Below are 14,142 nucleotides of genomic sequence, written 5' to 3'. Positions count from 1 at the left end.
GATATTTTTTTAAATAGCAAAATTAGGCATCTTTGATCATTGAGAAAAAATCGTAAATATCAGTAAATGGTGTACTCGGATTGTTCTGAAAAAATGAGATTGTCAGTCTAATGTAGCGCGAAATGTTTGCACTCTATTCAATGAGTAAAAAATAGCGTTACAATGCGTTGTCTTGTATTTCTACAAAGCCAACTCCTCAGTTTTTAAATAATTCAAGGAAAGCATAGCCTTATGTCACGTTTAGCCACTCGTTTTGGACAGCTTAAATCTCAGCAGCGTAAAGCGCTAGTTTCTTATGTAATGGCTGGTGACCCTCATCCAGAAGTAACTGTTCCATTGTTACATCAAATGGTTGAGGCAGGGGTAGATGTGATTGAACTTGGACTTCCATTTTCAGACCCTATGGCAGATGGTCCGGTAATTGCCCTTGCAGCAGAACGCGCATTGGCAGGCGGAACCAATACCCTAGACGCTTTGAACATGGTGAAAGAGTTCCGCCAGAAAGATACAGAAACACCCGTGGTTTTGATGGGTTATTTAAACCCGGTCGAAGTGATTGGTTATGAAAAGTTTGTGTCCTATGCGAATGAATGCGGTGTAGATGGTGTACTTCTAGTGGATTTACCGCCTGAAGAAGCAAAAGTTTTGGGTGATGTGTTGAAAAAATTCGACATGGATCAAATTTTCCTGCTTGCACCGACCTCTACTGATCAACGTATTGAGTATGTGGCGAAACAAGCCAGCGGCTTTATCTATTATGTGTCCTTGAAAGGGGTAACCGGTGCAGCAACTTTAGATGTAGCTGAAGCGGCAGCCCGTATCCAGAAAATTAAAGCTGTGACTGATATTCCTGTTGGTGTGGGTTTTGGTATTAGCGATGCGGCCTCTGCGAAAGCAATGGGTGTAGCGGCTGATGCGGTTATTGTGGGCAGTACTTTTGTCAAACAATTTGCCAACCTGGCGCCAGAACAAGCTGTTGTTGAAACGGTTAATAAAGTCAAGGAGCTTCGAGCTGCGCTCGATGAGTTAGTATGAATCAAGAAGTGAAAGCAGGCCAAATTCTTAGCCCAGCGACGCCGTGGACGGAACGTCATGTTCCGGGTATTCACACCCCCGATGAGCAAACCGCACTCAAAGCAACCTTTACAGAGCCAACTATTGAGTGCCCTGAGTGTCACGCACTGGTTACACGTACCGCGATGTCATTTAACGCTTATGTTTGTCCGCAATGCGACGAACATTTGCGTATGAAAGCACGCGACCGTTTAAACTGGTTCTTCGATCAGGTTCAAAATGAACTAGGTCAGGAATTTGTTGCCAAAGATCCACTGAAATTTGTCGACAGCAAGGCCTACCCGGACCGTATGTCTGAAGCGCAAAAGAAAACCGGTGAAACTGAAGCATTAGTGGTCATGCAAGGTTTGCTAAAAGGCATTCCTTTAATCGCATGTGCATTTGAATTCGACTTTATGGGCGGTTCAATGGGTACTGTGGTCGGTGACCGTTTTGTGCAAGCCGCTGAGCGTGCCATTAAAGAGAAACAGCCTTTAGTTTGTTTCGCGGCATCTGGTGGTGCGCGTATGCAGGAAGGCATGTTGTCACTTATGCAAATGGCCCGTACTGCAGCCGCGATTCAGCGTATGAAAGATGCAGGATTGCCGTATTTAGTGGTACTAACCCATCCAGTTTATGGCGGCGTAACCGCTTCACTTGCAATGTTAGGTGATGTACATATCGCTGAACCTAAAGCCATGATTGGTTTTGCGGGTAAACGTGTAATTGAGCAAACCGTACGTGAAAAACTGGAAGAACCATTCCAGCGTGCAGAATATTTGCTTGATCATGGTGTAATCGATCAAATTGTTCATCGTCACGCATTACGTGATACTGTATATCGTATTGTCGCGAAACTGATGAATTTGCCTTGAACACAGCACCACTTGCAACAGACTCTTTAAACACATGGCTCGATTATTGGAGCCATGTTCACGTTACGGGGATTGATTTAGGTCTGGAACGCGTCATTCCAGTGGCTGAAAAGCTGGGTGTGACACGTCCACAGGCAAAAGTCCTGACCGTAGCGGGAACCAATGGTAAAGGCTCAACCACAACCACTTTGGCTGCCATTCTAAATGCGCAGGGCTATAAGGTCGGCTTGTATCAATCACCGCATATTTACCGTTTTAACGAACGGGTGAAATTGTCGGGCATTGAAGTGGATGACCAGACCTTGGTGGATGCGTTTGTGCAAGTGGATCAAGCCCGTCGTGATTGTGATTTAACCCTTTCTTTCTTTGAAGCCACCACACTGGCAGCCTTTGTTATTTTTAAAACCAAGCAATGTGATGTCTGGGTGCTGGAAGTCGGACTCGGTGGCCGTCTCGATGTAGTCAATGTAATTGATCCTGATGTCGCTGTGATTACCAATATCGGTTTAGACCATACCGATTGGCTGGGCGATACGATTGAAAAAATTGCTTTTGAAAAAGCCGGCATTATTCGTCCGAATATTCCTGTGATCTTTGCGGGTATACAAACTTTGCCGCAAGCCATACAAAATAAAGTCAATGAATGCAATGCGACATTGTATGTGGCTGATCGTGATTATTTCTATCAATATAATGACGATGGTCAGTCGTGGATGTTTGCCTCTTCAGGCACGACCTTAAAATTACCGACAGGCACTTTGGCGCTGGAAAATATTTCCACGGCGGTGGCTGCAATTTTGGTCAGTGGCTTAACCGTGACTCAAGAAGCAATGGTGCAAGGAATTGGACAGGCACGCCTGCAAGGTCGCTTTGAAATTCGCCAGATTCAGGGCAAAACGGTAATCTTTGATGCCGGACATAATCCGCATGGCGTAGAATTTTTGTTAAATCAGTTGCGAAAATTCCTGGAATACAATAAACAGTACACAGAAGTGATCAGTGTGTTTTCCATGTTGGCGGATAAAGATATCAATTCTGTCGCAGAGTTGTTGAAAGATACTGTTTTAATATGGAAAATTGCGCCATTAACGGTTCCGCGAGCAGCTAAAATTGAACAGCTCGATGAAGCGTTACAGGGTGAAACAGTACAGCACTTCGAAAGTGTTCAATTGGCTTTTAAATCAGCGCTGAATGAAACTAAAAATAATCAGCTGATCTTGGTATGTGGTTCATTTCATACCTTAGAAGCGGTGTGGGAGTATTTGGAAGAATGTCAATGAATAGCAAACAACGCTGGATGGGTGGCGTTGTTTTATTAGGTGGTGGTGTTTTATTGACAGCATTGCTCCTGAAAGGCAAAGAAGAAATATATCAAAACGAACTTAAGACCCCAGAGCTTGCAGCTCAGGTCACGCAGCAAAAGCCTGGTACAGAAGGTGAAATGGTTCAGCTGCAGGCTTTAACAGTCGATGTGGAAACAGAAAAGCGTTTGCTTGAAGAGCAACGCCGTGCGCGCGAAAAAGCGGTTGCAGAACAAGAAGCACGTGCCGCTGAATTTTTAGTGATGCAGCAACAGGCTGAAGCAGAGGCTGCACGTAAAGCGGCAGAAGAATATGCGGCTTTAAATGCCCATCGTGCTGGCGCACAGCAAAGCTCGGATAATATTCCGCCTGAACTGGTGGAAGATGAAAAGGTGAAACAAAAGCGTTTAGCTGATGAAAAGCTGCTTGCGCAAAAAAAGTTAGATCAGCAGAAAGCTCAACAACAGCGAACTGATGCTGATAAGAAAGCAGTTGAAGATAAACGTAAAGCTGAAGCTGATAAAAAAACAGCGGATCTAAAAGCGGCTGAAAAGAAAGCAGCAGAGAAAAAAGCAGCTGACGATAAAGCTAAACATGAAGCCGAAGTAAAACGTAAAGCGGCTGAAAAGAATGAAGCTGAACAGAAAGCACTAGCAAAAAAGAAAAAAGCACAAGCTCAGCATGAAGCAGAAGCGAAGAAAAAAGCTGAAGCGGCTAAACAGGCAGAGGCTGAAAAAGCACGTGATCTGTTGGAAAATGGCGACAAACAATGGATGGTACAAGTGGCTTTGGCAGCCAATGAAGCCAATGCAGACGCAGTTGCATCCAAGTTACGTGCCAAAGGTTATAAAGTCACCAAGAGTCCAACATCGAAAGGTGTTCGAATTATGGTTGGGCCATCGAAAAACCGGGATGCAGCAGATGCTGCACGCAAGAAAATCAACAATGATGCGAGCCTAAATATGAAATCGGCTTGGGTGATTGAATGGGTGCCACTCGATAAGCGTTAAATTGAGCTTAAGCCAAAAACTAAGATGGATTCGACAGTTGCTGTTGAATCCATTTTACATTTTTAGGGCTGAATATTTTTTCAATATGAATCCAAACCGGATGAAAGCCGTAACCACCGTGTTTCATTTCATTCAGTGCATCTTCAATTTTCCAGTTTTCAAAAATAATCCGGTACATGGCTACACTTGCACCGGTGCGGTCTGAACCGTGATAACAGTGAATCAGAACCTTTTGATTGAGTACTTTGGCTTGCTGAATTTGTTGCATAACCTGCAATAAATCTTCACGGGACATGGCCCAGGTGTGAATGGGTACATGAACCAATTTAAAATCTGTGGAGGGCAGTACAGCCAGATTCTTATTTCTTGACCTTAAATTAATGACCACATCAATATCATGTGCTTTTAATTGTGGAATCAGTTCAGCCGTGGGCTGTTCACTACGAAACACCTGCTCGCTAATTTGATAAAAATTATCTTTTTGATTCAGCATGGTTCCCCAGTGTGGAGGACGCTGCTCCAAGGAAAGTGCAGGTGAGGTGATACATCCCACCAAACTTGAGCTACTCAGTAAAAGGGCAGCTGCTATTTTTTTATTCATACGTCTTTTATTCATGCGAGATAACGTTTCAATTCAACAGGATCATGCGCACAGATAATTTCAATGCTTTTTTCGCTTTGTGCCAGCTGTTGAATTTTATGCAAGTTATCTAGGCGCATCTGATTGTTTTCGGCAAAGACACGTTCCAGTTTATCCAAAGTTCGGAGTTTGTTTTTGGGATTAAGCTGTCGGTGTGAATAGTAAGCATCACCACAGAAGAACAGCCAGCCATCCTTTTGTTTGATGGCAATCCCGCAATGACCTTTGCTATGACCCAACAGCGGAATCAATAAAATTTCATCCTGAAATAAATTAAAACCTTGCACCTGATGCAGGTTAAACCAGGCTTCACCTTGATTCGGTTCAATAAAATTCCAGTAACGATGCTGTTTAAATTGTTGGGTCTTATAACGTGCTTTATTTTTTAGGGAGAAAAAATTTTGCGTTGCATTATATTCACTGGACAGCACATGTACGGTGGCATGCGGAAAATCTGAGATACCACCGGCATGATCAAAATCCAGATGTGAAACCAGAATATGCCTGACATCTTGCGGGCTAAAGCCTAAGCGCTGGATTTGTGCAATGGCAGTCAGTTCTAAATTGTTTTCTATCCGACCTAAACGCGAAACCAGGTTGCCTAAGCGGGCTTTGCTATGCAGATAATCCTGTATGCCGAGGCCAGTATCAACCAGAACCAATCCTTGATCGGTCTCGAGTAGCAGGCAATGACAAACTACTTTGGCATGTAAACCTTTTTGTCCAAACAGTGGACCACAAACCGGGCACATGGTGCCACAGTGCAAATGATGAATCTTATAAATCACAATATTTATTCTTAAGATGATTAGGCGTATTTATAAACTGTCGCTGATATAAACACCAACTTGATTTTGTAATTCAATTGATTAGCCCAATAAAAAAGCCCGTCCTAAGAGAGGCTTTAGCAAGATCAGGATCTGGCTCGTCATTTATTTATTTCCTGACAATTGAGGCATAGCTTCTTCTCTTCTTGCGGAATGTATTCCTCAGGGCAAAGTAGTGCTTTGCTTATCTTGTACTACGCGCTTCGCTTGTCTTGCGAATACTTAAAGCAGTGCTTTAAGTATTCTCAGGCTGTGGCGTCAAACGTAAATAAGGTGTAACCGCCGTATAGCCTTTAGGGAAACGTTGTTTGATTTCGTCCTCATCTTGAAGAGAAGGCACGATCACCACATCTTCACCTTGTTGCCAGTTGGCAGGGGTCGCTACTTTATGATTATCCGTCAGTTGAAGTGAATCGACGACACGTAGAATTTCATTAAAGTTACGGCCCGTAGAGGCAGGATAGGTAATAATTAAACGCACCTTTTTGTTTGGATCAATAATCACCAGAGAACGCACAGTCAAAGTTTCACTGGCATTCGGATGGATAAAGTCATAAAGCGTAGACACTTTACGATCTTGATCGGCAATGATCGGAAAATTCACTGCAGTGTTTTGCGTTTCGTTAATGTCGTTAATCCAGCCTTTATGGGATTCAACATCATCAACCGACAGGGCAATGGCTTTTACGCCACGCTTATCAAATTCATCTTTCAGCTTTGCAGTATAGCCAAGTTCAGTGGTACAGACCGGAGTGTAGTCGGCAGGATGGGAAAACAAAACCCCCCAGCTGTCACCCAAAAAATCATAGAAATTAATGGTGCCTTCACTTGAGTCCTGCTCAAAATTGGGTGCGGTATCGCCTAGACGTAATGCCATTTTTTATTGCCTCAAATTATTTGTTATAAACTTTGATGAGATCTAATATGGCGCAATTTTTTTTCCAAGGAAAATAGCGTTTTTGTATTTCTTTATGAGGAAATGGAATATACAGCCTGGGTCTGATTTGTAAAATCTGTATAAATGACGGATTTAATGACTATATTGGCTGTTTAAAATTTGTTACATTGTTTTCCTTAGCTGTCATGTGCTAGAACAAATGATCAGAATTTTTTTATGGGTTTTGTGCAAAACCCTTGTACTTCAAATTTCTAGCACCATAATAACGACTGAGAAAAAATTTATTCATTCGACAAGCAAGATTTAGAGAGTCTATTCATGTTGGCAAGTCTGATCGGAGGCATCTTCGGTACCAAAAATGAGCGCGAACTCAAACGCATGCGTAAAATCGTAGATAAGATTAATGCGCTCGAGCCGACGATATCTGTACTAAGCGATGCAGACTTATCTGCAAAAACTGAAGAATTCAAACAACGATATAACAAGGGCGATGGCCTGGATAAATTATTGCCTGAAGCATTTGCGGTTTGTCGCGAAGCGGCAAAACGAATCATGGGGATGCGTCATTACGATGTACAGCTGATTGGTGGTATTACCCTTCACGAAGGTAAAATTGCAGAAATGCGTACCGGTGAAGGTAAAACCCTGATGGGTACCTTGGCGTGTTATCTAAATGCGATTAGTGGTCAAGGGGTGCATGTCATCACCGTGAATGACTATTTGGCACAACGTGACGCCGAACTCAACCGCCCATTATTCGAATTCTTGGGTTTAAGCATTGGTATTATTTATTCAATGCAAAATCCGAGCGAAAAAGCCGAAGCCTATCGTGCCGATATTACTTACGGTACCAACAACGAATTTGGTTTTGACTATCTTCGTGACAACATGGTGTTTTCGCTGGCAGAAAAAAAACAGCGTGGCTTATGTTATGCCATTATCGATGAGGTCGATTCGATCCTGATTGATGAAGCACGTACACCCTTGATCATTTCCGGTCAAAGTGATGACTCTTCACAACTCTATGCTGCAATCAATAGCATTCCACCAAAATTGACCCCGCAAAAAGAAGAAAAAGTACCAGATGGCGGTCACTTCTGGATTGATGAAAAACAACGCTCTGTTGAAATGACAGAAGTCGGTTATGAAACCGTTGAACAAGAACTCATTGAAATGGGCTTGCTGGCAGAAGGCGAGAGCTTGTATTCATCGGCTAACTTGAACTTGGTTCATCATGTTTCAGCTGCCATTCGTGCGCATTATCTTTATCAACGTAATGTCCAGTACATCATCAATGATGATGAAGTGATTATTGTGGATGAAAATACCGGTCGTACCATGCCGGGTCGTCGCTGGTCAGAAGGCTTGCACCAAGCGGTTGAAGCAAAAGAAGGTCTGGAAATTCAACCTGAAAACCAGACCCTTGCGACCACTACTTTCCAGAACTATTTCCGTTTATACAAAAAGCTTTCAGGTATGACCGGTACTGCTGATACCGAAGCTGCGGAAATGAAAGAAATTTACGGTCTGGATGTCGTGCTGATTCCAACGCATCGTCCAATGATCCGTAATGACCAAAACGATTTAATTTATTTAAACCGTAATGGTAAATACAACGCGATTATTCAAGAAATTCAAAATATTCATGAAGCAGGTGTTGCGCCGATCCTGATTGGTACAGCAACCATTGAAGCCAGTGAAATTCTTTCTGATAAATTGAAAGAAGCCGGTATTGTTCACGAAGTGTTGAATGCAAAACAACACGAACGTGAAGCTGACATTATTGCGCAAGCGGGTTCACCCAATGCGGTAACCATTGCCACCAATATGGCGGGTCGTGGTACCGATATTTTGCTCGGCGGTAACTGGAAAGCCAAACTGGCCAAAATTGAAAATTATACCGCTGAAGATGAAGCACGCTTAAAAGCCGAATGGGAACAAAACCATGAAATGGTGTTAAGTTCTGGCGGTTTGCATATTATTGGTTCAGAACGTCACGAATCTCGTCGTATCGATAACCAGTTGCGTGGTCGTGCCGGACGTCAAGGTGACCCGGGTGTTTCGCGTTTCTACCTGTCGCTTGAAGATGATCTGATGCGGATCTTCGCGGGTGACCGTGTTGTTGGCATGATGCGTGCGATGGGCTTGCAAGAAGATGAAGCCATTGAACACAAAATGGTGTCACGTTCGATCGAAAATGCGCAACGTAAAGTAGAAGCACGTAACTTCGACATTCGTAAGAACCTGTTGAAATACGATGACGTGAATAATGAACAACGTAAGATTATTTATTCACAGCGTGATGAAGTGCTTACTGAAAGTACTTTGCAAGAATATATCGAAGAAATGCATCATGAAGTGATCAAAGGTGTAATTGCGAATTATATTCCACCTGAATCAATTCATGATCAATGGGATATTGACGGTTTAGAACGTGCATTGCGTGATGATCTGGGCATCGATTTGCCGGTGAATCAATGGTTGGAACAAGATCGCCGTTTAGATGAAGAAGCTTTGGTTGAACGTATTTCTGATGAAATTGTGAATCGCTATCGTGATCGTCGTCAGCAAATGGGTGATGAATCTGCAGCCATGCTGGAACGTCATTTCATGTTAAGCGCTTTGGACCGTCACTGGAAAGAACATTTGGCGGCAATGGATTACTTGCGTCAAGGCATTCATTTACGTGGCTATGCACAAAAAAATCCAGAGCAAGAGTATAAGAAAGAAGCATTTAACTTGTTTGTAAATATGCTTGCAGTGATCAAGTCGGATGTGATCACTGACCTTTCACGTGTACATGTGCCTACAGCTGAAGAATTGGCTGAAATGGAAGCACAGAAACAGGCTCAAGCTGAAGCGATGCAGTTGAATCTTTCTCATGCGGAAGTGGATGGCTTAATCGGTGATACGGCTGAAGACCTGGATGCACAATATACGCCAGTCGATGAGCAAGAAATTATTCCACCTGCAAGTCGTAATGCGCCATGCCCATGTGGTTCAGGTTTAAAATACAAACAATGTCACGGTAAAATTTAATTTTACCCAGACTGTGAAGCCACTTTAAATATTCCTCTTGTTGGTTAAGAGGGGCGATCTAAAGTGGCTTTTTTAATTCTTTCTAAATACACGATTTAGTTTTTCAAGATGTGAATACGTTTGCAGAGAATTAGATTAAATGGTATTTAGTTGCATATCGAACATTGAAAAGCGGAAAAGACAATGAAAAAAGTATTACAACCATTGATGATTGCAGCTTTAGCTATTCCTACTTTGACTTTTGCAAATAATGCAGCTCAAACCACAACCGTAGACAAAGTACAGGCTGCCCGTGGTGCAACAACAGCTCCGGCAGTTGCTCAAGACGGTAACATTACAGTTGCAAGCCCACGCACTGGTATCCGTTATACTTTTGCTAATCCGAATCAACGTCCAGTGGTATTGGAAACTGCAGCGGTGACTGCAGCCAATGCGGCCAATGTGAACCGTATAGTGGCTTCAAACCCTGCTTTGTCTCCAGCAAGTCAAGAAAAAGCCAAACAGGTATTATTGTCAGAAGCGACCCAATTAGCATCTAACTAAACCGATGCTATTTTTTAAAACCAGTCTGCGGACTGGTTTTTTTTGTGCGTGGAAACCTCAATCCGATAAAAAATAAATCAAACCAAGTGTTCTGCTCGATTTTTTAGCCAATTTCTACTAAGCTGTGTTTTTATCACGAACTTATTTGGAAGTTTAAAAATGGCGGTCGGCGACGTAACAATGCCACAGATGCATGTGGTTAAAGGTGTGAAAATTGGTTCAGCTGAAGCGTATGTGCGCTATCCGAACCGACGCGACCTGGTCATTTTTGAATTTGCTGAAGGTTCCAATGCGGCCGGTGTATTTACCCAAAATGCATTTTGTGCTGCGCCGGTACATATTTGCAAAGCACATCTTCAGCTAGGCAATCCACGCTATTTAGTGATTAATACCGGTAATGCCAATGCAGGTACTGGTAAAATCGGCATGGCGAATGCTGAAGCGACTTGTGTGAAACTGGCTGAACTTGCTGGCGTATCTGCAAGTGAAATTTTACCCTTTTCAACCGGGGTGATTGGTGAGCAATTGCCTATTGAACGTTTAATGACAGGCCTGCAACCGGCACTGGATTCATTACGCGATGATGCCTGGTTAGATGCCGCGACTGGCATTATGACCACAGATACTTTACCTAAAGGTGCATCTGAACAATTTGAGCTAGATGGCCTGATGTATACCATGACCGGGATCTCAAAAGGTGCGGGCATGATTCGCCCGAATATGGCGACCATGCTCAGCTATGTAGCCACAGATGCACCAATCAGCCGTGAATTGGTACAGCAGCTGTTAAAAACAACAGTAAACGTTTCATTCAACCGTATTACGGTCGATGGCGATACCTCAACCAATGACTCCTGTATTTTTGTAGCGACTGGTCAAGCTGGTGGTGCAGAAATCACCTCGACTGATGATGCACGTTATGCTGCGGTTCTGGATGTTTTAATCCGAGTGATGAAGCGTCTAGCACAACTGATTGTTCGTGATGGCGAGGGTGCAACCAAATTCATTACTGTGGCAGTAGAAGGCGGTGCAGATACCCAGGAATGTTGCGATATTGCCTATAGCATTGCGCATTCACCTTTGGTGAAAACTGCATTTTTTGCGTCTGATCCAAACTGGGGACGTATTCTTGCCGCGATTGGTTATGCCGGTGTTAAAAATTTAGACGTTGAAAAAATCCAGGTTTGGTTAGATGATGTACAGATCTGCAAAGATGGTGGTGCGGCAGCGGACTATACGGAAGAAGCTGGCGCGCGTGTGATGTCTCAAGCTGAAATGACCATTCGTGTTGATTTAGGACGAGGTCAGGCTAAAGACACGGTCTATACCTGCGATCTGTCTTATGACTATGTCAAGATCAATGCAGATTACCGTTCTTAAGTTTAGTTGAATGAAAAAAGCCTCCGTAGTGAGGCTTTTTTATAATGTAAAGTTTTTAATGACTGGTCAAAAAAGCAAGCTGCCATTCTGATCGGTGAATTGAGTGTACTGCTTCTAGTCTAACAAGCACTAAGGATAGAGAATACGTTTATGAATGATGCGACCAATTTAATTGCCAATGAGGCTAAATCGATTGTGCAGGCGCATTTAGATCGTTTAGGCGAGCCTAAAGATATTCATTTGAGTGATGAAGTCAAACAGGAAAAGTTTGCGCAAATTATCGCAGAACTCAAAAAACGCGACGCTGTCCTTGTCGCTCACTATTATTGCGATCCCGAAGTTCAGGAACTGGCTGAACTGTCTGGTGGCTGTGTTTCAGATTCATTGGAAATGGCACGTTTTGGCCGTGACCATCCCGCTTCAACCTTGGTTGTGGCGGGTGTGAAATTCATGGGAGAAACATCGAAAATTCTTTCTCCTGAAAAAACCGTGTTGATGCCAACGCTAGAAGCGACCTGTTCTCTGGATTTAGGTTGCCCTGTCGATGAGTTTACTGCGTTCTGTGATGCGCATCCTGATCATACTGTGGTGGTATATGCCAATACATCCGCAGCCGTCAAAGCCCGGGCTGATTGGGTGGTGACATCGAGCTGTGCAGTCGAAATTATTGAACATCTAGATAGTTTGGGTGAAAAGATTATTTGGGCTCCAGATCAGCATCTCGGTCGTTACATCCAGAAGAAAACCGGTGCAGACATGTTGCTTTGGGATGGCGCTTGTATCGTGCATGAAGAATTTCGCGCTCGTGGCATTGCCAACATGAAAGCTCTTTATCCAGATGCAGCCGTTTTGGTGCATCCAGAGTCACCAGAATCAGTGGTGGATATCGCAGATGCGGTGGGAAGTACCTCGCAATTGATTAAAGCGGCACAAACGCTGCCAAATGAACGTTTGATTGTGGCAACCGACCGCGGCATCTTCTATAAAATGCAGCAAGCCGTGCCAAATAAGATTTTGATTGAGGCGCCAACAGCAGGCGAAGGCGCAACGTGTCGCTCTTGCGCACATTGTCCTTGGATGGCAATGAACGAATTGGATGGAATTTTAGCGGTTTTACAAAAGGGTGATCAAGAAATACACGTCGATCCAGCCCTTGCAGAACGCGCTAAATTACCTCTTGATCGCATGTTAAACTTCAGTACCAATTTAAAACGCTAATAATTGTATATAAAATGGCTAAAGTGCTTGATAAATATACATTCGAAGCGTTTTTTTGATTTTTTTTAACTCTAGGTGTTGACGTTGCGAAGCGTCACGCCTAGAATGCACACCGTACCGCATGAAGTGCAGTATGAAGCTAAGATGAATCGGAGCATGGCGCAGCTTGGTAGCGCACCTGGTTTGGGACCAGGGGGTCGTAGGTTCGAATCCTACTGCTCCGACCAATTCTTCAAGGCGAAGGTTTTGTGGTATTTATATCATAGTTCATGCGCCTGTAGCTCAGTAGGATAGAGCATCCGCCTTCTAAGCGGATGGTCACAGGTTCGAATCCTGTCAGGCGCACCATTTATGGTAGCTTGATACTTTAGAATCTGAAATGTTGTAACGGTGGATGTAGCTCAGTTGGTAGAGCCCCGGATTGTGATTCCGGTTGTCGTGGGTTCGAATCCCATCATTCACCCCAATTCGGAGCATGGCGCAGCTTGGTAGCGCACCTGGTTTGGGACCAGGGGGTCGTAGGTTCGAATCCTACTGCTCCGACCATCTTTCTAAAAGATGATATAAATAATCCGCTTAAATGCGGTTTTTTTATGCCTGAAATTTAATAATAACATTCAACATTCAACATTCAACATTCAACATTCAACATTCAACATTCAACATTCAACATTCAACATTCAACATTCAACATTCAACATTCAACATTCAACATTCAACATTCAAATGGTTTGAATAATCTTTAGTGATCACAATTTAAATATCAGAAGCAATTTAATCATTGTCGAGGATGCAATATAAAACCAGTTGAGCAGGGAGGGAGCTCATTTAGCACATGAAAGGATTTTCTTAAATAAAATAAAAAAAGCTTCGTTGTGTTGATTTGTTTGATGGGTGATTTTTTTTAGATCTGGCGACTCTATTTGGATTTTATGTATTTTTTACTGGTCTATATTGTATTTAGCAGTGAGTTTGATTCTCTGGTTTGAAGGTGAATAAGAATATGATGAATGCAGGATATAAAAACAGAAATGAAAATAATAAAATGATGCGGATTTGGGTTTTATTTAGCTGGTTTGTAAGGTTTAAGCCAAAAACGTTGTGAATTTAAACTTAAAAATAAGAAAATCGCTCGATTTTGCAGAATAAATAAACAGTCGAAAGATTATTGGTAAAATAATGCGGAAAAGGGGTTGCAGCTGCCCTGAAATACTGTAGAATGCACATCCATCGGCGGTGATGTTGATTAAAACTTGTTGAGAAACAAGGATTTAGCCTGAAGGGTAAAATCTGGAAGTCTTGAAGAGGTTTGGAAATAATCAACAAAACCTGTTGACTATTCTTGTAAAGAGAGTAGT

At 42.9% G+C, this 14,142-nt stretch carries 11 protein-coding genes and 4 tRNA genes; 12 read left to right on the top strand and 3 right to left on the bottom strand.

Features of this window, described 5'->3' with window-relative positions; genetic code table 11:
- Positions 1-231: 231 nt before the first annotated feature.
- Genes trpA through E0H81_RS04770 form a run of 4 tightly spaced genes read left to right on the top strand, consistent with a single transcriptional unit; the run spans position 232 to position 4,239 of the window.
- Positions 232-1,035 (top strand): tryptophan synthase subunit alpha, encoded by an 804-nt coding sequence (gene trpA / locus E0H81_RS04785; protein WP_131316976.1) that lies wholly within the window; start codon positions 232-234, stop codon positions 1,033-1,035.
- Positions 1,032-1,928: an acetyl-CoA carboxylase, carboxyltransferase subunit beta gene (gene accD / locus E0H81_RS04780; RefSeq protein ID WP_131268126.1), complete on the top strand. Its 897-nt coding sequence runs from the start codon at positions 1,032-1,034 to the stop codon at positions 1,926-1,928. The genes trpA and accD overlap by 4 nt, the downstream gene beginning before the upstream one ends.
- Positions 1,925-3,208, top strand: coding sequence for a bifunctional tetrahydrofolate synthase/dihydrofolate synthase (gene folC, locus E0H81_RS04775; RefSeq protein ID WP_131316974.1), 1,284 nt, complete (start codon positions 1,925-1,927; stop codon positions 3,206-3,208). The genes accD and folC overlap by 4 nt, the downstream gene beginning before the upstream one ends.
- The gene (locus E0H81_RS04770; RefSeq protein ID WP_205677717.1) at positions 3,199-4,239 is read left to right on the top strand and encodes an SPOR domain-containing protein; all 1,041 of its coding nucleotides are present in this window, start codon (positions 3,199-3,201) and stop codon (positions 4,237-4,239) included. Before folC ends, E0H81_RS04770 begins: the two co-directional genes overlap by 10 nt.
- A gap of 19 nt (positions 4,240-4,258) precedes the next feature.
- Here the strand turns inward: E0H81_RS04770 and E0H81_RS04765 are convergent, their stop codons facing one another.
- The 3 genes from E0H81_RS04765 to E0H81_RS04755 all read right to left on the bottom strand — a co-directional run bounded on the left by E0H81_RS04765 (position 4,259) and on the right by E0H81_RS04755 (position 6,583).
- Positions 4,259-4,840, bottom strand: a complete 582-nt coding sequence (locus E0H81_RS04765; protein ID WP_131316970.1) for a dual specificity protein phosphatase family protein — start codon at positions 4,838-4,840, stop codon at positions 4,259-4,261.
- Between the two features lie 11 nt (positions 4,841-4,851).
- The gene (locus E0H81_RS04760) at positions 4,852-5,667 is read right to left on the bottom strand and encodes an MBL fold metallo-hydrolase (RefSeq protein ID WP_131316968.1); all 816 of its coding nucleotides are present in this window, start codon (positions 5,665-5,667) and stop codon (positions 4,852-4,854) included.
- Between the two features lie 274 nt (positions 5,668-5,941).
- Positions 5,942-6,583, bottom strand: coding sequence for a peroxiredoxin (locus E0H81_RS04755; protein ID WP_131316963.1), 642 nt, complete (start codon positions 6,581-6,583; stop codon positions 5,942-5,944).
- Between the two features lie 339 nt (positions 6,584-6,922).
- Here E0H81_RS04755 and secA point away from each other — a divergent pair, with 339 nt between their 5' ends.
- From secA to E0H81_RS04715, 8 genes are all read left to right on the top strand, one after another.
- Positions 6,923-9,643, top strand: a complete 2,721-nt coding sequence (gene secA / locus E0H81_RS04750; RefSeq protein ID WP_131316961.1) for a preprotein translocase subunit SecA — start codon at positions 6,923-6,925, stop codon at positions 9,641-9,643.
- Positions 9,644-9,826: 183 nt separating this feature from the next.
- Entirely contained in the window at positions 9,827-10,186 is a 360-nt protein-coding gene (locus E0H81_RS04745) for a hypothetical protein (protein WP_131316959.1), read from the top strand.
- A 159-nt stretch (positions 10,187-10,345) separates the two neighbouring features.
- Positions 10,346-11,566 (top strand): bifunctional glutamate N-acetyltransferase/amino-acid acetyltransferase ArgJ, encoded by a 1,221-nt coding sequence (gene argJ / locus E0H81_RS04740; protein ID WP_131316957.1) that lies wholly within the window; start codon positions 10,346-10,348, stop codon positions 11,564-11,566.
- Positions 11,567-11,716: 150 nt separating this feature from the next.
- Positions 11,717-12,784 carry a quinolinate synthase NadA gene (nadA, locus tag E0H81_RS04735; protein ID WP_131316955.1) on the top strand — a complete coding sequence of 356 codons (1,068 nt, stop codon included), beginning with the start codon at positions 11,717-11,719 and terminating at the stop codon, positions 12,782-12,784.
- A 150-nt stretch (positions 12,785-12,934) separates the two neighbouring features.
- A tRNA-Pro gene (locus E0H81_RS04730) sits at positions 12,935-13,011 on the top strand.
- A gap of 44 nt (positions 13,012-13,055) precedes the next feature.
- A tRNA-Arg gene (locus E0H81_RS04725) sits at positions 13,056-13,132 on the top strand.
- Positions 13,133-13,174: 42 nt separating this feature from the next.
- Positions 13,175-13,250 (top strand) — tRNA-His (locus E0H81_RS04720).
- 3 nt (positions 13,251-13,253) lie between these two features.
- Positions 13,254-13,330, top strand: a tRNA-Pro gene (locus tag E0H81_RS04715).
- Positions 13,331-14,142: the final 812 nt, after the last annotated feature.

Source organism: Acinetobacter terrestris, from assembly GCF_004331155.1.
Taxonomy (GTDB): domain Bacteria; phylum Pseudomonadota; class Gammaproteobacteria; order Pseudomonadales; family Moraxellaceae; genus Acinetobacter; species Acinetobacter terrestris.
This window is presented reverse-complemented; position numbering and strand designations above follow the sequence as displayed.